An 18,240-nucleotide genomic window follows, 5' to 3' on the forward strand; every position below is an offset into this window, starting at 1 on the left:
CTAGGCCGGATAGGTACCGCCGGACAACAGTCCGACCGCTGCGGCCTCGATCGCCTTGCTCGCGACCCCATGCAGTGCCGGACCGACGCTGATCCGACTAACGCCTGCCTCCGAAAGCTCTTCGATGCTGGGCGCTCCGGGCATCAGCATCGCGTTGACGGGCACCTGGAGCGCGCTGGCCAGCTCGGACAGTATGGGTGGGTCGAGCAGTCCCGGCACGAAGACCCCACTGGCGCCGGCATCGACGTACGACTTCGCTCGCTCCAAGGTCTCGGCCGGCCGCTGCGTCTCCGCGATCCCGTCGGTGAAGTAGGTGTCGATCCGGGCATTGATGAACAGCTCAACGCCCTGCTCGTCGGCTGCTCGGCGTACGGTCTCGATCCGCGCCGCTTGGTCAGCGCGGGTACGAAGGGCGCGCGCGTCCGTGTCCTCGAGATTGACTCCCACGATGCCGGTGTCCAGGATCGCCGCGATGTTGCGGGCGAGCTCATCGTGGCCATCGGCGTACCCGGCCTCGATGTCCGCCGAGACGGGTAGGTCGACCGACGCGACGATGCGAGCGAGGGAAGCGATCACCAACTCGAGGTCGAGGTCACCTCCGTCGTCGAGTCCGAGCCCCCACGCGTGTGCGGCGCTCGTGGTGGCAATGGCCGTAGCGCCGGCGCGTTCGACAGCTCGCGCCGACGAGACGTCCCAGGCATTGGGGAGTATGAGGGGCTCAGTCGTGGTGTGGAGCCGGGCGAAGTCAGATGCACGCTCGCGCTGATCAGGTGACATGCACCGATCACAGCACGGCGAGGAGCCAGCCGCTGGCGGTGATCGGACGTCAACGCTCCTTGCGTCGACCGCGCATCCACGGGAACAGCGACCCGACGACGAGACCCGCCACGAAGATGACCAACAGCCAGATCCAGGCAGGCATCGAGATCGTCCAGAACAGGAAGTCGATCCTGCCCTTGCTGGTGTTCTGAAAGATGAACACGAGCGCGACGACGGCGATCACCAGACCGACAACGAGCTTCGGACTGATCCGTAACGGTCGTCCCTCACCACGGTCGGACTGATCGGTCATGATCGCCTCCGTCAGGCTTGCGTGACGCGCTCTCGAAGCCACTCGATATCGGCTGTGTGCTCGGTGGCACCACCTGGAGTTTCGCAGACCACGGGTACGCCCGCACTTCGTACGACTCCGACGATGAGGTCGGGATCGATGTTGCCGGCGCCGAGGTTGGCATGGCGGTCGGCTCCGGAGTCGAACTCGTCACGGCTGTCATTGCAATGCACCAGGTCGATGCGACCGGTGATCGCGCGTACGTCATCGACGATCGTCTCCAACGCGTTGCCGCCCGCATGGGCGTGGCAGGTGTCGAGGCAGAACCCGACGTTGTCGAACCCCTCGGCCTTCGAGATCGCATCCCACACCCGCGCGATGCGGTCGAGGTAGCGGGTCATGGCGTTGTCTCCGCCGGCGGTGTTCTCGATCAGCACCGGCAGCTTGAGGTCGGTGGCCTCGATGGCCTTGCGCCAGTTGTCGAAACCCTTCTCCGGGTCGTCTGTCTTGTTGACGTGACCGCCGTGCACGATCAGGCCCTTGGCCCCGATCGAGGCGGCCGCGTCGACGTGTTGCTGCAGCAGCTTGCGGCTCGGGATGCGGATGCGGTTGTTGGTCGTCGCGACGTTGATCAGGTACGGCGCGTGGACGTACAGGTCGATGCCAGCGGCTTCGGCGTCTGCCTTGAGCGCCTCCGGCCCCCCGTCGTACGCCCACTCCGGCCCCTTGTAACCCTGGGGGTCACCAAGGAAGATCTGCACGACCGATGCGGACCGCGCCTCGGCCTCCGCGATCGGGTCGGTCTGGTCGACGTGGGCACCGATCTTCTCCGCGACGTTGCTCATGATCCCACTCTAGTGTCCTGCGTTCGAAGTACCTTGACGTTCTTCGCCGCCCAGGCGGCGCCCCGCGGCGTCCTCGTCGTCGGAAATAGGGCCCACTATGACTGTCCTCCTCGTCCTTGCGGATGCATCCACCTGGACGACGCCTACCGTAAAGCCACTTCAAACGCAGGACACTAGAGATGCGCACCGACGACCGGACCGGTCGTACCCGGGCGGTCACCGGGTTCAACAAGCAGGTTAGCCTCACCTAATGACCTTCACGCTACGCCGCACCGCGACCCTGATCGCTTCGGTCGCACTCTTCACGACCGTCGGTTGTGGATCAGACTCATCCGACTCCTCCGAGTCCGATAGCGAACCGGTCGGCGACGCATCGGCGTACCCGGTCACCATCGATACGTCGTTCGGCGCAGTCGAGATCGAGGAGCCCCCGGAGCGCGTGGTGACGATCGGCTTCAGCGATCAGGACTTCGCACTCGCTCTCGGTGTCGAGCCGGTCGGCGTCCGCGAGTTTCTGGGTTATGACGCGCCGAATCGGCCTTGGGCACCAAAGAGCGTGCAGGGCAAGGAGATCCCGACGGTCGGCGCCGAGGAGCTCAATGTCGAGAAGGTCGCGTCGCTCGACCCCGATCTCATCCTCGGGCTGAACGGCTACATCGACAAGGCGACGTACGAACTTCTCGCCGAGTTCGCACCGACTGTTGCCGAGACCGACGCCGGTGCGCCGGACTGGGAGGAGCAGACGCTGCTCACCGGCAAGGCGCTCGGCGTGGAAGCCGAGGCGAAGGATCTCGTACAGCAGACGAAGCAGGCGTTCGCCGACGCCCGCGACGAGCATCCCGAGTTCGAGGGAAAGAGCGCGGCGTTTGCGCTGGGCGGCGCGTACGCACTGGGCACGGACGACTACCGATCCGGCTGGTTGACCGATCTCGGATTCACCGTGCCGAAGACAGGCGGAGAAGTGAGCGAGGAGGAGCTCGGAACCTTCGACGCCGACGTGCTGATCGCGGAGGGTGTCGAAGAGGACGTGGCTGAGTCCGAGTTGTTCCAGAGTCTCGACGTAGTCAAGCAGAACCGGATGGTCGACGTGGGTGAGTTCTCCGACGACTTCGCCGGCGCGCTCGGGTTCAACAGTCCGCTGAGCCTGCCGTACGTACTGGAGGTCGCAGTGCCACGGCTTGCCGCGGCCACCGACGACGACCCGTCGACGAAGCCCGCGCCGTACCCGGAGAGCTGAAAAAGAGCGAGGCACTCCTCGCGCGGCGCCGAGTCACCCGCAAGGGTGGTACTCGTCAGTGCGCGAGAAGTGCCTCGTCAGCGTGGTGCGTCAGCTGGCGGCCGCGACATCGAGGGCCAGCTTCGCCGACACCTCGGGGTGGATCGAGACCGTGACGGAGTGCCCGCCGACCGACTTGATCGGGTTGCCGACCTCGATGCGACGCTTGTCGACGTCGATACCGGCCTGGTCCTTCAGCGCCGCCGCGATCTCGGAGACGGTGACGGCGCCGAACAGACGCCCGCCCTCGCCGACGCGCTCGCGGATCTTGACGGTCACGCCCTCGATCTGGTTGCGGATGTCTTCGGCGTGTGCGACATCGCGGACCTCGCGGACCGTACGCGCCTTCTTGATCGAGTCGATCTGCTTCTCGGCGCCGCGACTCCAACGAATCGCGTAGCCGCGGGGCATCAGGAAGTTGCGGCCGTAGCCGTCCTTGACCTCGACGACATCGCCAGGTGCGCCGAGGTTTGCGACCTCGTGAGTGAGGATCAGCTTCATCATGTGCTCCTCTGCACTCAGCGGGTGGTCGAGGTGTACGGCAGCAACGCCATCTCGCGGGCGTTCTTGATCGCGGTCGCGATCTTGCGCTGCTCCTGAACGGAGACACCGGTCACCCGACGCGCACGGATCTTGCCGCGGTCGGAAATGAACTTGCGCAGCAGCGCGGTGTCTTTGTAGTCGATGTAGCTCACGCCAGCCACGAGCAGAGGATTCTGCTTCTTCTTGGGCTTGCGTACAACGGGCTTCGCCATTGTGGTGCTCCTCGTTACTGAGCCCGGCCTCGGTGGCCGGAATGGTCTGAAAATCTGGTCTGACTAGGTCGCTGCCCTAGAACGGAGGCTCATCCGACGAACCCGCCGGCGCGTTGCCGGAGGCCCACGGGTCGCTCTGCCCGCCACCGGCGTTGCCGCCGCCGGCCGGAGCCGCCCACGGATCGTTGGCCGGAGCGGACTGCTGCCCGCCGCCTCCGCCGCCGGAGTAGCCGCCCTGACCGCCGCCGGAGCGGCTGGCCCGAGTCACCTTGGCGGTGGCGCTGCGCAGGCTGGGACCGACCTCGTCGACATCGATCTCGGTGCTCTGGCCGCGCGAGCCGTCCTGGCGCTCGAACTGACGGATCTTCAGTCGGCCCTGAACAATGACGCGCATGCCCTTCTCGAGGGACTCCGCGACATTCTCGGCCGCCTGACGCCAAACGGCACAGGACAGGAACAGCGTGTCACCGTCCTTCCACTCACCCGACTGACGGTCGAACTGACGCGGCGTCGAGGCGATGCGGAAGTTGGCAACCGCTGCTCCGGACGGTGTGAAGCGCAGCTCGGGATGGTCGACGAGGTTGCCGACCACGGTGATGACGGTGTCGCCTGCCATGAGATCTCCGAAAGGTTGAGGGACTGCTGCCTAGCAGTAAACCGCCGTCCGCCGACATTGGGAACTGTTGTCCACGACGTACGGTCGGCGGCTGTGGATTATCGAGCGTCCGGGCGTACGACCTTGGTCCGGATGACCGACTCCGACAGCGACAGCTGCCGGCTCAGCTCCTTGACCGTGTCGGGCTTGGCGCTGAACTCGACGACGGCATAGATGCCTTCGGACTTCTTGTCGATCTCGTACGCGAGACGGCGACGTCCCCAGACGTCGACGCTCTCGACATCGCCGCCGTCTTGGCGCACGACATTGAGGTACTGATCGAGGTTCGGGGCGACGGTGCGCTCCTCGAGATCTGGATCGAGGATCACCATCAGCTCATAACGACGCAAGGCGTTCCACCTCCTACGGACTCTGCGGTCACGGTCTCTCCGTGACAGGAGGGCTTTGCATCAGCTCGCAACGCATGGGCGTACGAGCAATCGATGCAGTGTAGCCGGGCGAGGACGGCCGAGGCCAATCGAGCGTTGGCCGGCAGCCGCCTCGCCGCTGTCCGCCTTCGCTACTCGTCCGCGATCGCAGTGAGCACGTCGAGTCGCGCAGCTCTGCGCGCCGGTAGGACCGCCGCGAGAACGCCGACGATCGCCGCGATCAGGACGAACACGATCAGCTGGACGACGGGCACAGCCAAGGCCGTGAATCCCTCATCGATCATCGCGTGCCGCAGCACGATCCCGAAGACGACGCCCATCGCAATGCCGAGCACGGCACCCAGCACGGCGATCGCAACCGACTCCAACCGGACCATCCGACGAAGCTGTCGCCGGGTCATACCGACCGCGCGGAGCAACCCGATCTCACGCGTACGCTCGATCACACTCAGCGCCAGCGTGTTGATGATGCCGAGCACGGCGATGACGATCGCCAGCGCGAGCAACGCGTACACCAGCAACACCAGCTGGTCGACCTGCGCCCGCTGGGTGTCGATGAAGTCCTGCTGATCCTGCACCGTCACCAGTGGCTCGTCCTCGACCAGGTCGTCGAGTGCCGACTGCAGCTCTGCACCCGAGACACCACTCGCGGCGTTGACGCTCGTGGTGAAGTCGCGGCGCGGCAGATCGGCGCGCTGCAGAGTGCTGTACGGGACGAGCACCCCTGACACAACGTTGGAGTCCTCGTAGATGCCGGTGACCTCGGCCTGCTGCTCACCGGACGGGAACGCCAGTGTCACCGAGTCACCGATGCTCAGGTCGCGATCGTCGGCGGTGGACTCGCTCACGGCGATCTCACCCTGGCGTACGTCGATCGAGCCGGACACCATCGGGAAGTCGTAGATCTCGTTCAGCTCGGCCGCATCGCCGCCGGTCATGGTCGCCGACTTGTCGTTCAGGTCGCCGAACGCGACCTGGGTGGCAGCGACGGCGCCCGCTTCGTCGAGCTTTCGTACGTCTTCGGTGATCTTCGGGCTGAACCCGGTGAACGTCGGGTTGGACAGCAGGAAGTCCGCCTGGAACTCCTTCTTCACCGCGTCCTCGATCGACGCGTTCAGAGACGCCCCGAGGATCGAGATCGTGGTGACGAGTGCGAGCCCGATCATCAGCGCGGACGAGGTCGCCGCCGTCCGGCGTGGATTGCGCAGGGAGTTCTGCGTTGCGAGGCGGCCGACCATCCGGAACACCGGCCGGTACAAGACCCCGAGCGCTCGCAGAACGGGTACGCCGAGCACCGGGCTCAACATCGCCGTGGCCATCAGCAGCGCGAAGACACCGGCGCCGACGGCGATCAGGCCGCCAGTACCTTCGCCGAGCAGTCCGAACACCAACAGGGCGACACCGGCCAGCGCGAGCACGCCGCCGACGATCATCCGCACGTGAATCGCCGACTCCGGCAGTGCGACGTCGTCACGTAGCGCCGCCACCGGCGGGATTCGTGAGGCCCGCCTCGCCGGCAGATACGCGGCGACGATGGTGACGATCATGCCGACGAGATACGAGACGATGACGGTACGCGCGTCGAAGACGAGCGGTGTCTGTGACAGGTCGAGCCCGATCAGCGCGAACAGCGACCGGAGCAGCGAAGCAAGACCCCATCCTGCGAGTAGACCGACCGTCGAGCCGATGAACCCGACGATGACCGCTTCGAGAAGCACCGACCCGGTGACCTGCCGGCGGGACGCCCCCACGGCGCGGAGCAGCGCGAGCTCGCGGCTGCGTTGGGCAACCAGGATCGAGAATGTGTTGACGATCAGGAAGGTGCCGACGACGACGGCGATCGCGGCGAACACGAGCAGGATCGACCCGAAGATGTCGAGGAACGGCCCGATCTCGTCCTGGGTCTCGTCGCTCACCTTGTCACCGGTGACCGCCTCGAGTTGGTCGGGGATGACCTGTGCGACGTTGTCTCGCAGCTCGGTCTGGCTGACTCCCGGTGCCGCTGTGACGGAGACGGTGTTGAACGCGTCGCTCCCGTCCACGAAGAGCTCCTGAGCGGTCTTGGTGTCGAAGAAGACCAGGCTGGCTCCGGCGAGACCGCCGCCGCCGAACTTCGCAAGACCGACGAGCTCGGCCGAGAGCCGGGACTTGTCGCCTGCGCTGGTCATCTCGATCGTGTCGCCGAGCTCGTATCCGGCGGCGTCGGCGGTGCTCTCGTCGACGGCTACTTCGTTCGGGCCGCTCGGCGCCTTGCCCTCGGCGATCGTGACCGCCGGCTCACCGGTCATCGCCGGCGCGTCGTCGTAGTTGAAGGACAGCGTCGGAGCGCCTTGTCCGCCGACGATCTTGTCGTCGGAGTCGAGTAGGAAGAGGTCTTGCCCCTGCACGGAGCCGTCCGCGCGTTCGACGCCGGGTGCGTCGGCGATCTTGGTCACCAGCGACGCCGGGAGCGTACGCGTGTCGATCGAAGCGAAGTTGCCGCTCGACTGATCGGTCGGGCGTACGGTGACGTCGGGCGAGGAGCCCTCGACGATGCCGTCGAAGCTCGCCCGCATCGTGTCGGTGAAGATCAGCGAACCGGCGACGAATGCGACTCCGAGCACGATTGCGAAGGCGCTCAGTGCCAGCCGCACCTTGCGCGCGAACAGGTTGCGGAATGTAACGCGAAGCATCGGCGGGCTATGCGCTGAGCGCGCGGGTCTGGATGGCGGCCATGTGCTCGAGTACGCGGTCGGCGTTCGGGTCGCGTAGCTCGTCGACGATCACTCCGTCGGCGAGGAAGATCACCCGATCGGAGTAAGACGCCGCGACGGGATCGTGCGTCACCATCACGATGGTCTGGCCGAACTCGCGAACGCTGCGCTGCAGGAAGCCCAAGACCTCCGCCCCCGATGTGCTGTCGAGGTTGCCGGTCGGCTCGTCGGCGAACACGATCGACGGACGTGAGACCAACGCCCGCGCACACGCGACGCGCTGCTGCTGACCGCCCGATAGCGCGTTCGGACGGTGGTCGAGGCGATCGCGCAGGCCCACGGTCTCGACGATCAGGTCGAACCATTCCCGGTCGGGCTTGCGCCCGGCGATCGACAACGGCAGCAGAATGTTCTCTTCGGCCGTCAGGGTGGGTACGAGGTTGAAGGCCTGGAAGACGAACCCGATCTCCTCGCGCCGCAGTTTGGTCAGCGCGTTGTCACTCAGCGATCCGAGATCCGTGTCGCCGATCGTGATCGTGCCCGCGGATGCGATGTCGAGTGCGGCCAGCAGGTGCATCAAGGTCGACTTGCCAGAACCCGAGGGCCCCATGATCGAGGTGAACTCGCCCTCGTACAGCTCGACCGTGACGCCGTCGAGCGCGTGTACCTGCGCCTCGCCAGTGCCGTAGGTCTTGGTGAGTTCGTTCGCTCGAGCAGCAACGCGCCGCTCGTTGGATTCGGTCATTGGTTCCTCCCCGGGTTCAGTGCGTTAAAGGTAGCGTCGAGAATCTGGCGGTCGCCATCCGCCGAAAGTCGACACATCGACTACCTACGTCGAATCTGCAGCACCACCGAGTCGACCTTCGGCGGCGGGTTGAACGCCTTCCGAGGCACGGGCATCCCTAAAGTCAGCGAGTACGCATGCGCGTGCCTGCCCCGCGGCCCCTGAACAAGTCGCGCCGCGGCCGCCTTCTGCAGTACGAGGTCTGCCGCGTGTAGCTGCGGCAGCGACAGAAGTCGGCGTACGAGCTGACTGGTGTGGTTGTACGGCGGGCTCGCCACGACACGGAACGGCTTGCGCGGCCAGCGCAGATCGGCGAGATCCGCGCGTACGACCGTGACATCGACGTCGCCGAATCGTCGGCGCAGAGCAGTTGCGCGCTCTGCATTGAGCTCTACGGCGATCACTCGCGCCCCTCGGCGTACCAACGGTTCGGTGAGCGCTCCGTTGCCGGCGCCTACGTCGACGACGAGGCGGCCGTCGAGCTCAGCGTTGTCGACGACGCGCTCGGCCCATTCAGGCTGAAGTGGATGCCATCCCCAGGACCGCCGGGTGGATCTGGCGCTCGACGAACGCCTGTGCCCGTTCGCGGACACGACGCACCATCACAAACATCATCATGCGCCAGACCGTACGGATCGCCGACGGCGCCGGCAACGCATTTTCGGCGTGGCCCGAGCGTGCCGCCGCTCGCGCGAGCGGCGGCACGCTCGGGTGGCCTCCGGTCACGGTGGCCACTGGCGTACCAGCGGGCACAGCAACCTGTCACTTTGCACGGTGTAGCTGCCGTGCAAAGCGGAGTTTCACCAAGTTCACTTGGTAAACCACCACCGACCCCGCAAAGCCAACCGAATCGGGTTAGCCGGCAAGCAAGCCGAGCCATGTAGCTGCGGCCCCCGCGTCGCCGCGTCTTTGCCCAGCCGGAGTAGTGAGGAAAGCCGACAGCGACGAGAACCGAAGCGGCGAGTAGTCGTACCGACGAAGCGGAAAGCCGACAGCGAAGCCGAGCCGGGCAGACGGGTAGTCGTGCCGAAGAAAAGGTGAACGCCGACGGCGATGAGGACTGGAGTGGCGGGTAGTCGCCCGGTAGACGTACGGGTGTAACGATCGGACCTGATCCGGACATGGGGGTGACATGAGCGAGGCGGATCGGTTTCAACGCGTGTACGAAGCGAACTTCACCCCGCTGCTCGGCTATGCCCTGCGTCGGGTGATTGCCGCCGAGGATGCCGCCGACGCCGTCGCCGAGACCTTTCTGGTCGCCTGGCGGCGAATCGACCGAGTGCCGGACGGTGACGATGCGCGGCTGTGGCTTTACGGGGTGTGCCGCCGGGTACTCGCGAACAGCAACCGCGCCAGCACCCGACGTACGCGCCTGGGAGCGCGCCTTCGCGCCACGATCGGGGAACAGACGATCCCCGATCCGGCGGGTGACGTGGCGCTCGCGGTGACGGTACGCGAGGCGCTGGCGAAACTTCGGCCAGCGGACCGCGAGCTACTGCAGCTGTCGTCGTGGGAGCACCTCGAACCCCGCGAGATCGCCGTGGTGCTCGACATCTCGGCCCGGTCCGCCCGTACGCGCCTTTCCCGGGCCCGGGAGCGGCTGCGAAAAGAACTCGACGGAGACGATCCACGCGAACCCGGACATGTACTCCACGACCGGCCAGCGGCGCTGCCGCGGCAATCTCGACTCGCACCGAGGGAGGGGCGATGAACAACGACAAGGTGGACGAACTGGTCGCGGCCGGCGACCCGTACCCACAACGTTCGGTCGACGACCTCGCTCTTCAGGCGGCGAGCCAGGAGTTGATGGAGGAAGTCATGTCGACACCGACAAGAGCCCCGATCCCCAAGGACCCCGCTGTGCAGCGTCGACCGCGCTGGGTGGCTCCCGTCATTGCGGCGGCAGCCGTCGCCGCAGTCGTGGCGGGCGCAGTTGCGGTCATCGGCCCCCAGTCCGACGACCACGGTCAGCGCGCGCAGAACGCGGGCGCACCGTCAGCCGGTGCGGATACTGCCCCGCCGACGAGCGACAACCTCCGTCAGGTCGTGGTCGGGCAGGACGGCTGGCAGGTCGACGGTCTCAACGACGTCGGCGCCGGAGGTTCGATCTCGTGGCAGGACGGATCGGGCAAGGGCACGCTGGAGATGTCGTGGTACGACGCGTCCGACTACGACGCGTACCTTCGTGATCGCAAAACCGACTACGACGACAAGGAGCGGGTGTCGTTGCTCGGCCAGCAGGGCTGGGCATTCAGCGAGCGTATCGACGATGCCTCGACCAAGGGGGAGCTGAGTTGCTGCATGGCGCCACGGCCCGGGAAGAAGGTCGATCCAAAACGCGGGCGTAGCCACGGCGAACCGGAGACCAGTCTGCGCGTCATGACCATCCTGCCGACCGTTGGCGATCGGTTCCTCGAGTTCGATGCGACCGTGGCCGATCGGGCCGAGTACGACGAGCTGATGAGCACCCTGCGACGAGTCGATCGGCGTGCCTGGCTCGACTCTCTCGACGGTGCTGTCGTGCAGCCCGCCGAGGCGGAGGCGTTCCTCGAGGAGGCGAGTCGCGACGTGCCCATGCCTGCGGGAGTCACCGTCACGCCCGAAGACCTGAACCTTCCACAGGATCCGTACCAAGCCCGGGCGGCCTTCGTCCGACCGGTGCTCTGCGGATGGGCGGAGGAGTACGTCGGCGGTGACGACGCGGCGCTCGACGTCCTACGGAAGGCCGAGGACTGGCCCGTCCTGCAGGCGATGACCGCCGACGGCGACTACGCCGAGTCGGTCCCCGAGGAGGTGCGGATCCTCGAACGCCATCCGCAGTACCAGGGCTGGCGCCAGATGTTCGGCTGCTGACGCGGCCCCAGTAATCCGCGATCCCGGTCACCACCACTTTGGTGACCGGGATCGCGTCCTGACGGGTGCGTGTTGTGCGTAGCGACTCCGGTAGCCTCGCGTGGGTGACTGCTTCATTGACCGTATCGACGATCAGTGCCGATCAGCACCGGGCGTTCATCGCCGGTCGGCCGAGTGCGAGCTTCCTACAGATGCCGTCGTGGGCTGCGGTCAAGTCGGAATGGCGCAGTGAGTCCATCGGATGGTTCACCGACAACGGCGCGATCGCCGGCGTTGGTCTGGTGCTGTATCGCCAACTGCCGAAGGTGAAGCGCTACCTCGCGTACTTGCCTGAGGGCCCGGTGATCGATTGGGACGGCGCCGACCTGTCGCGTTGGCTCGACCCGATGGTCAAACACCTACGTGGCAAGGGCGCGTTCGGCGTACGGATGGGACCGCCGGTCGTCACCCGTCGATGGGAAGCAGCGACGATCAAGAAGGCCATTGCCGACGACGCGCTGCACACATTGGACGACGTGCCCGCCGATACCAATGACCCGGCCGGGCTCTCGGTCGTCGAAGCTCTGGAGTCGCTGGGCTGGCGCGAGCAGGCCACCGAAGGCGGCTTCTCCGCCGGACAGCCGAAGTACAACTTCCAGCTCGCGATCGACGGCACCGAGGACGACGTACTGCGCGGCATGAACCAACTGTGGCGCCGGAACATCAAGAAGGCCGCGAAGGCAGGTGTCGAGGTCCGACTCGGCGGACGCGACGACCTCGCGGAGTTCCACCGCATCTACGCCGAGACGGCAGAGCGTGACCACTTCACGCCGCGCCCGCTCGGCTATTTCGAGCAGATGTGGGATTCGCTGACCGACGAGGATCCGCTACGGATGCGGTTGTATCTCGCGACACATGAAGGCGACCTGGTCGCGTCGACGACGCTCGTGCAGGTTGGCGAGCATGCTTGGTATTCGTACGGAGCATCGACGACCGCGAAGCGGGAGGTACGCGGGTCGAACGCGATCCAGTGGCAGATGATGCGTGACGCCATGGAGTCGGGCGCGAAGGTGTACGACCTGCGCGGCATCACCGACACCCTCGACCCGGACGACTCACACGTCGGGCTGATCCAGTTCAAGGTCGGCACCGGCGGAGAGGCCGTCGCGTACGCGGGCGAATGGGACCTCCCGATCTCGAAGGTGCTCTACACGGCATTCGACCAGTACATGCGACGGAGGAGCTGAATGTACCGAGGGCACAGCATGAAGCGACGGCCAGACTGAATGTACCGACGACACAGCGCTAAGCGACGGAGGAGCTGACGTGGCACTCACCCTGCGGATCGACGGGGAGCGGTGGCGCAGTCACCTGCGCGCGGTCGCCGACGCACAACCCGGGCTAGTGCCTGTTGCCAAAGGCAACGGTTACGGTTTCGGTCGGCCGGCACTTGCCCGGCGTACCCAGTGGCTCGGTTCGGACACGATCGCGGTCGGCACGTACACCGAGGTGCCGTCGGTTGCTTCGCGCTACGACGGTGACATCTTGGTGATGAGCCCGTGGCGTCCGTTCCTTCCGGAGGTACGCGACGGCTCGGCGTACAACCCGCGCATCATCCACACGGTCGGGCGGGTCGAAGACATCGAAGCGCTGGCGAGCAGCCAGCCGGGGGCGCGGGTCGTGGTCGAGGGCATGACCTCGATGGAGCGGCACGGACTCGACCGGCATTCGCTCAGCGAGGCCGCGAAGGCATTGGGCCGGCTGCAACTCGACGGCTTCTCCCTGCATCTCCCGATGGCCGGCGACAACCTCGCCGAGGCCGAGCAGTGGATCGCGGCTGTGCAGGCGTCGCAGCTCGATACCGGCACGGTGTTCGTATCGCATCTCAAGGACAGCGAGCTCGCCACTCTTCGAGAGCGCCGTCCGAACATCTCCGTCCGACCGCGCATCGGCACCGATCTGTGGCTCGGCGACCGCCGCGCCCTACGCGTACGCTCGAGCGTCCTCGACGTCCACGAGGTGAGTCGCGGCGAGCGCGTCGGATACCGCCAGCGTGCGATGCCGCGCGACGGTTCGCTGGTGGTGGTGTCCGGAGGCACGGCGCACGGGATCGGCCTGGAGGCGCCGACGTCTGCGGTGTCGGTGCGTCAGCGGGCGACGTCGTTCGCGAAGGGCGGCCTCGAGGCAGCGGGCCTCGCCCTGTCGCCGTTCACCGTCGCGGGTAAGCAGCGGTGGTTCGCCGAGCCGCCGCATATGCAGGCGAGCATGCTGTTGTTGCCGTCATCGGTCACTCCGCCGCAGGTCGGTGACGACGTCTCTGTCGACGTTCGGTTCACGATCACGACGTTCGACCGGATCGAGCTCGACTGACGGATCGTCGCTCGCGAAGCGGTGATCGAGCATGATGCGTGCCGCGAGCCACAACTGCGCTGCGACCCTGATCAGGATCAGCGCGGGATACACGCGGTCGACGTCACCGCTGTCCATGGTGAACCCCGCCTCATGCCACCACGTGCCGAGCACGAACAGGATCTCGGCGCCCTGCCACCACAGCAGGTCACGCCACCGCGGCCAGGCGTACGCCGCCAGCGGCAGGAGCACCAGCGCGTACTGCGGTTCGTAGGTCTTGGTGAGTACGAACCAGCCGAGTACGAGCAGCAGCGCAAGGGTCGGCGCATCGGGAGACCGGTATGCCTTCAGGGCGAAGGTGGCAACGCCTCCGACGACGATGAGCATGCCGATCAGCAGCGCCACGTTGAGCGCATCACTGGACGGCGTGACGCCCAGGTCGGCGGCGATGTCCCAGATCGAGCCCGCGCCGAGGTCGAGGTCCACATACGCCGAGATCGGGTCGAAGTACGCGCCTCCGGAAACGACGACGAGCGGGATCACCGCGCACACCCACGCGACGACTGCGCCCCCGATGGCTCGGCCGGCCACGTCGAGGCTGTCTCCGCGTACGCCTGCCAATGCCAGCGCCGGCAGGATGAGTAGCGGCCAGAACGCCATCGCCCCGGCAAGCCCGAGGAGCACGCCGGCCACCGTTGCCCGCCGCCGGGACCAGGCCAGCCAGGCACCGCAGACGAGTGCTATCGGGATCAGATCCCAGCCGAGAACCGTGGTGAACAGCAGCACCGGAGCGCTCGCCATCGCCACCATCGCGTAGGGCCGCCGCGGCCGGGCGAGGACAAGACATCGCAGGCCGATGAGGAATGCGAGTAGCTGAACGACCGCGACGACACCGATGTACACGACACTCTCGTGGCGTACCTCGGCGTCCTTCGCGATGTCGACGACCGGCGCGCTGCGGCGTTCGTCGATGTCTGCGTCGCCGGTGACGCCCTGAGCAACGACCGCGGCGGCGTACGACATCGCGGCGTCGGGAACGGTCTGTTCCGGACGTACGACGTGTTGGTCGGCCGAGGCATCCCAAGGCGCCACCCGCTCGGCGAGTCCGGAGAACGCATAGTCGTTGACGAGCGGTGTGTGGCAGGCCTTCGCGTAGTCGTTCGGCGAGTCCCACCAGGCGCCGGCGGCACACGGTGCCTTCACCACCAGCGAAAGCGTGAACGTCACCGCACCGATCGCGAGGACGACGCGCAGCGGCGTCCACCACGGATGCGGTCGCCCATGCGCACCGAGGTCAGCGATCCCGCTCACCCGCGTACGCCCTTCATGCGCACACGATGCCACACGGCGCGGGCCGATCGGTCAGTCCAGCCGCCCCGCAGGAGTCGCGGGTCGGCTAGCCTCTCGGCGGGCCCTGCGTGCCGCTGGACTGCGGTGGGTCTTGCGTGCCCTGACCACCATCCGACTGACCGCCATCACCGGTATTGCCGTTGTTGCCACCATCGCCACCGTCGGTCTCGGGCGGGCCGTCACCCGTACCGCCGTCGTCGGTCGGGCCGTCGGTCTCCGGATCGAGAACGCCGTCGTCGTCGGTTTCCGGATTATCGGTGTCGGGACCATCAGTGTTGCCACCGTCGGTCTCCGGGTCGTCGGTGTTGGGGCCGTCGGTGTCCGGGCCGCCGTCGGTGGTCGGATCAAGCTCGGTGTTCGGATCGTCGTCGGTCGTCTCCGGCGGCGTGTAGATCTCGCCCTCGTCGGCAGTGATGTACGCCGGCTCCGGGAACTCGCCGCAGTCCTCGCCCTCGAGCACCTTGTTCATGTACGTCTGGAACGTCGACGCCGGGAAGTCGCCGCCGTAGAACGTCGGCATGTACAGGGACCCGTCGTTTCGGTACGCGATGTCGCCGTTGCCGTTGGGGCCGCGTACGTACATCACCGCTGTGGAGAGCCTGGGCGACATGCCTGCGAACCACGATGAAGAGACTCGATCCGGCTCACTTGCTGTTGCTGTTCCGGTCTTGCCGGCGGTCGGGCAGACGGTCGCTGCGGAGTTTCCGGTCGCGCCCGGCACGTTGACGACCTGCTGGAGCGCGTAGGTGACATCGGCGGCGACGTCCGCGCTGAACGCGCGATCGGACTTCTCCTCGTGCTGGAACGATCCGCCGTTCGGGTCGTCGACGGACTCGATGACGTACCAGTCGTTGTGCTGACCTTCATTACCGAACGTCGCATACGAGTTGGCCATGTCGATCACCGAGACCGGCGCGTACCCAAGTGGAGTCGTCGGGTACGCATTGACGCGTTGGTCGCGCGTGAACACCTTGCGAACCGGAACACCGGCTCGTCTCGCCGCATCGATCGTCTTCTGACCGCCGTCCTCCATTTGCAGGATGAGGTCGATGAACGCCGTGTTGACCGAGTGCTCGGTTGCGTTTTCGAGTGAGATCGTGCCGTACGACTGGCCGCCGCTGTCGCCTTGGTTCTCGATGTCGGTGCCATCGGGCAGGTAGTACGGCGAGCTGCCGTCGACGCTGGACTGCAGGCTGAAGCCGTTCTCCAAGCCGGCCGCGAGCGCGAACGGCTTGAACGTCGAGCCGGGTTGAGCGCCGTGTTCGGCCCAGTTGTACTGACTCTTCAGGTAGTTCGGTCCGCCGTACATCGCTCGCAGCGCACCGGATTTGGTCTCGACCGAGGCAAGCCCGATGTGGAGGCCCTGCATGCCGTCCTTGCCGGCCGCCTCCTTCAGACCCGTCGCCTGCTGCTGCTCGCGTACAGACTTGCGCGCCGCGATCTGGTCGTCTGTGTCGAAGGTGGTGACGACCTTGAGCCCGCCACCGTTGATCTGGGTGTCGCTGAAGCCTTCCTTCTGCAGCTCCTGCTCCACCATCCGCAGCAGGTAGCCCTTCGGCCCGCTGAAGCGGTCGGTGGTCTTGATCTCCGGGAACTTCGGCAGCCGCTTCTTCGCGTGCTCGGCCTTGGCCTCGTCGATCGCGCCCATCTCGGCCATACCATCGAGGACGTAGTCGTAGCGCTCCTTGAGCTGCTGCCTCGCCTCCTTGCCGTTGGCCGGGTCGTAGCCGCTCGGGTTGTTCAGAACCGACGTCAGCACAGCGCTCTGCCGCAGGCTGAGGTCTTCGACGTCGACGTCGAAGAATGCGCGCGCGGCGGTCTGGATGCCGTACGCACCGCGACCGAAGTAGATGGTGTTGAGGTAGCCCTCGAGGATCTCGTCCTTGCTCAGCTGGTTGTGGATCTTCAGCGAGAGGACGGCCTCCTTCAGCTTTCGGGTGTACGTCTGGTCCTGGGTGAGATAGAGGATCTTGACGTACTGCTGGGTGATGGTCGACGCGCCCTGGGTCGAGTCGGATGTCGCGTTGTTCATCGCGGCGCGCAGGATGCCCTGGAAGTCGACACCGCGGTTCTCGAAGAACGTACGGTCCTCCGCTGCGATCGCGGCGGCCTGCGTCACCTGCGGGATGCGGTCGAGCTCGACCGACTCGCGGTTCTGGGTCTCGAACTTGCCGAGCACGGTCTTGCCGTCGGAGTAGTAGACGTACGTCGTCTCGGTCTGGAACTCGGCGTTCGCGCTCGGGATGTCGACGCTGCGGTAGAAGATGTAGCCGCCGACGACGAGGGCAACGAAGAACACCGTGAACGCGATCGCGGACCACTTGAAGAACGCGAACAACTTCGGGTGTTTGCGTTGCTTCTTGCGCTTACGTGGTTGGGAATCGTCGTCAGGGGTGGCGTCAACGGGCGTCGAGCTGTCGTCGGACTGGCTCACCGGCGGTCTCCCTGCGGGTAATGGGCATCTGAAATCGGGGGTGCGACGACGCCCCAACTAAACAGTGTGCACCGTGAACCCACCAGAACCGAAACCGAGAATACCCGTGTGGTGGAACTCGCATCGTTTCGATGTATCGTAGCGATACATCACAACGCTACGTTTGTCCGGTCAGTCAGGCTGGGGAGTCGATCGGAGGTGGCCCATGGCACGACGCGGCGCAGCGCTGGAGCTCGCCGTCCTCGGGCTGCTCCAGGACGCTCCGATGCACGGGTACGAGCTACGCAAGCGGCTCAATGCCGTACTCGGCTGGGGGCGGGTGCTTTCGTACGGCACGCTGTATCCCTGCCTCAAGGCGCTACTGAAGTCCGGTCACATCGAGGCGGACGACGCCCCGGCGACCGGGCGCTCGGCTCGGCGGGCGCGGATCGTCTACAAGCTCACGCCGGCCGGCAAGGAGCATCTGGCGGATCTGCTCGCCCATTCCGGCCCCTCGTCATGGGACGACGAAACCTTCGGGGTTCGGTTCGCGTTCTTCTCGCGCACCGATTCGAAGACCCGCGTACGCATCCTCGAGGGGCGGCGTAGCCGTCTCGAGGAGCGGGTCGAGAACGTACGCGCCTCGCTGGCCCGGAGCCGCGAGCGGGTCGACGCGTACACGTTGGAGCTCCAGCGACACGGCCTCGAAGCCGCCGAGCACGAAGTCAAGTGGCTGACCGGACTGATCAACGCGGAACGATCGGGCGCTCCGCCGCGCACCGACGATGAAGACCCATCGCCGGACCGCGCCAGCACTCGCCACAACATCAGCGATCGATAAAGGAGAA

18 protein-coding genes are annotated in these 18,240 nt (G+C 66.2%); 6 read left to right on the forward strand and 12 right to left on the reverse strand.

Annotated features, from left to right (window positions below):
- From MU582_21735 to MU582_21745, 3 genes are read right to left on the reverse strand one after another with little or no spacing between them, the layout of a single operon-like run.
- On the reverse strand, positions 1–777 hold the full coding sequence (locus tag MU582_21735) for an isocitrate lyase/phosphoenolpyruvate mutase family protein (GenBank protein UPK75020.1): 777 nt from the start codon (positions 775–777) through the stop codon (positions 1–3).
- 49 nt (positions 778–826) lie between these two features.
- Entirely contained in the window at positions 827–1,072 is a 246-nt protein-coding gene (locus tag MU582_21740) for a LapA family protein (protein ID UPK75021.1), read from the reverse strand.
- Positions 1,073–1,083: 11 nt separating this feature from the next.
- A complete protein-coding gene (locus tag MU582_21745) occupies positions 1,084–1,896 on the reverse strand; it encodes a deoxyribonuclease IV (GenBank protein UPK75022.1) in 813 nt (270 codons plus the stop codon).
- 250 nt (positions 1,897–2,146) lie between these two features.
- On the opposite strand from MU582_21745, the gene MU582_21750 reads away from it, so the two are divergent.
- Positions 2,147–3,133: an iron-siderophore ABC transporter substrate-binding protein gene (locus tag MU582_21750; protein ID UPK75023.1), complete on the forward strand. Its 987-nt coding sequence runs from the start codon at positions 2,147–2,149 to the stop codon at positions 3,131–3,133.
- Between the two features lie 90 nt (positions 3,134–3,223).
- Here MU582_21750 and rplI read toward each other — a convergent pair whose 3' ends face one another.
- The 7 genes from rplI to MU582_21785 all read right to left on the reverse strand — a co-directional run bounded on the left by rplI (position 3,224) and on the right by MU582_21785 (position 9,041).
- Positions 3,224–3,673, reverse strand: coding sequence for a 50S ribosomal protein L9 (gene rplI / locus MU582_21755; GenBank protein ID UPK77222.1), 450 nt, complete (start codon positions 3,671–3,673; stop codon positions 3,224–3,226).
- Positions 3,674–3,690: 17 nt separating this feature from the next.
- Positions 3,691–3,927 carry a 30S ribosomal protein S18 gene (rpsR, locus tag MU582_21760; GenBank protein UPK75024.1) on the reverse strand — a complete coding sequence of 79 codons (237 nt, stop codon included), beginning with the start codon at positions 3,925–3,927 and terminating at the stop codon, positions 3,691–3,693.
- 76 nt (positions 3,928–4,003) lie between these two features.
- Positions 4,004–4,543, reverse strand: a complete 540-nt coding sequence (locus MU582_21765) for a single-stranded DNA-binding protein (protein ID UPK75025.1) — start codon at positions 4,541–4,543, stop codon at positions 4,004–4,006.
- Between the two features lie 98 nt (positions 4,544–4,641).
- Complete coding sequence (gene rpsF, locus MU582_21770) at positions 4,642–4,932, reverse strand: 30S ribosomal protein S6 (GenBank protein ID UPK75026.1); 291 nt, start codon at positions 4,930–4,932, stop codon at positions 4,642–4,644.
- A 170-nt stretch (positions 4,933–5,102) separates the two neighbouring features.
- Complete coding sequence (locus tag MU582_21775) at positions 5,103–7,643, reverse strand: ABC transporter permease (GenBank protein UPK75027.1); 2,541 nt, start codon at positions 7,641–7,643, stop codon at positions 5,103–5,105.
- A gap of 7 nt (positions 7,644–7,650) precedes the next feature.
- Positions 7,651–8,409 (reverse strand): ABC transporter ATP-binding protein, encoded by a 759-nt coding sequence (locus MU582_21780; protein ID UPK75028.1) that lies wholly within the window; start codon positions 8,407–8,409, stop codon positions 7,651–7,653.
- Between the two features lie 80 nt (positions 8,410–8,489).
- The gene (locus MU582_21785; protein UPK75029.1) at positions 8,490–9,041 is read right to left on the reverse strand and encodes a methyltransferase domain-containing protein; all 552 of its coding nucleotides are present in this window, start codon (positions 9,039–9,041) and stop codon (positions 8,490–8,492) included.
- Positions 9,042–9,580: 539 nt separating this feature from the next.
- Here MU582_21785 and MU582_21790 point away from each other — a divergent pair.
- The 4 genes from MU582_21790 to MU582_21805 all read left to right on the forward strand — a co-directional run bounded on the left by MU582_21790 (position 9,581) and on the right by MU582_21805 (position 13,650).
- Positions 9,581–10,159 (forward strand): sigma-70 family RNA polymerase sigma factor, encoded by a 579-nt coding sequence (locus MU582_21790; GenBank protein ID UPK75030.1) that lies wholly within the window; start codon positions 9,581–9,583, stop codon positions 10,157–10,159.
- Complete coding sequence (locus tag MU582_21795; protein ID UPK75031.1) at positions 10,156–11,301, forward strand: hypothetical protein; 1,146 nt, start codon at positions 10,156–10,158, stop codon at positions 11,299–11,301. The genes MU582_21790 and MU582_21795 overlap by 4 nt, the downstream gene beginning before the upstream one ends.
- A gap of 104 nt (positions 11,302–11,405) precedes the next feature.
- Positions 11,406–12,527: an aminoacyltransferase gene (locus tag MU582_21800; protein UPK75032.1), complete on the forward strand. Its 1,122-nt coding sequence runs from the start codon at positions 11,406–11,408 to the stop codon at positions 12,525–12,527.
- Between the two features lie 79 nt (positions 12,528–12,606).
- Positions 12,607–13,650: an alanine racemase gene (locus tag MU582_21805; GenBank protein ID UPK75033.1), complete on the forward strand. Its 1,044-nt coding sequence runs from the start codon at positions 12,607–12,609 to the stop codon at positions 13,648–13,650.
- Here MU582_21805 and MU582_21810 read toward each other — a convergent pair.
- Positions 13,561–14,940: a hypothetical protein gene (locus MU582_21810; protein ID UPK75034.1), complete on the reverse strand. Its 1,380-nt coding sequence runs from the start codon at positions 14,938–14,940 to the stop codon at positions 13,561–13,563. The genes MU582_21805 and MU582_21810 overlap by 90 nt on opposite strands.
- A gap of 85 nt (positions 14,941–15,025) precedes the next feature.
- Positions 15,026–17,413 carry a penicillin-binding protein gene (locus tag MU582_21815; GenBank protein UPK75035.1) on the reverse strand — a complete coding sequence of 796 codons (2,388 nt, stop codon included), beginning with the start codon at positions 17,411–17,413 and terminating at the stop codon, positions 15,026–15,028.
- Positions 17,414–17,618: 205 nt separating this feature from the next.
- On the opposite strand from MU582_21815, the gene MU582_21820 reads away from it, so the two are divergent.
- Complete coding sequence (locus MU582_21820) at positions 17,619–18,233, forward strand: PadR family transcriptional regulator (protein UPK75036.1); 615 nt, start codon at positions 17,619–17,621, stop codon at positions 18,231–18,233.
- The last annotated feature ends 7 nt before the right edge of the window (positions 18,234–18,240 follow it).

It is taken from the genome of Nocardioidaceae bacterium SCSIO 66511, assembly GCA_023100825.1.
Lineage (GTDB): Bacteria > Actinomycetota > Actinomycetes > Propionibacteriales > Nocardioidaceae > Solicola.

What these genes read in the sequence shown, in the direction of transcription:
- MU582_21780 (UPK75028.1), bottom strand. Translation starts at nt 8,409, where the DNA reads ATGACCGAATCCAACGAGCGGCGCGTTGCTGCTCGAGCGAACGAACTC.
- MU582_21765 (UPK75025.1), bottom strand. Translation starts at nt 4,543, where the DNA reads ATGGCAGGCGACACCGTCATCACCGTGGTCGGCAACCTCGTCGACCAT.
- MU582_21795 (UPK75031.1), top strand. Translation starts at nt 10,156, where the DNA reads ATGAACAACGACAAGGTGGACGAACTGGTCGCGGCCGGCGACCCGTAC.
- MU582_21790 (UPK75030.1), top strand. Translation starts at nt 9,581, where the DNA reads ATGAGCGAGGCGGATCGGTTTCAACGCGTGTACGAAGCGAACTTCACC.
- MU582_21745 (UPK75022.1), bottom strand. Translation starts at nt 1,896, where the DNA reads ATGAGCAACGTCGCGGAGAAGATCGGTGCCCACGTCGACCAGACCGAC.
- MU582_21740 (UPK75021.1), bottom strand. Translation starts at nt 1,072, where the DNA reads ATGACCGATCAGTCCGACCGTGGTGAGGGACGACCGTTACGGATCAGT.
- MU582_21820 (UPK75036.1), top strand. Translation starts at nt 17,619, where the DNA reads ATGGCACGACGCGGCGCAGCGCTGGAGCTCGCCGTCCTCGGGCTGCTC.
- MU582_21750 (UPK75023.1), top strand. Translation starts at nt 2,147, where the DNA reads ATGACCTTCACGCTACGCCGCACCGCGACCCTGATCGCTTCGGTCGCA.
- rpsR (UPK75024.1), bottom strand. Translation starts at nt 3,927, where the DNA reads ATGGCGAAGCCCGTTGTACGCAAGCCCAAGAAGAAGCAGAATCCTCTG.
- rplI (UPK77222.1), bottom strand. Translation starts at nt 3,673, where the DNA reads ATGAAGCTGATCCTCACTCACGAGGTCGCAAACCTCGGCGCACCTGGC.
- MU582_21775 (UPK75027.1), bottom strand. Translation starts at nt 7,643, where the DNA reads ATGCTTCGCGTTACATTCCGCAACCTGTTCGCGCGCAAGGTGCGGCTG.
- MU582_21735 (UPK75020.1), bottom strand. Translation starts at nt 777, where the DNA reads ATGTCACCTGATCAGCGCGAGCGTGCATCTGACTTCGCCCGGCTCCAC.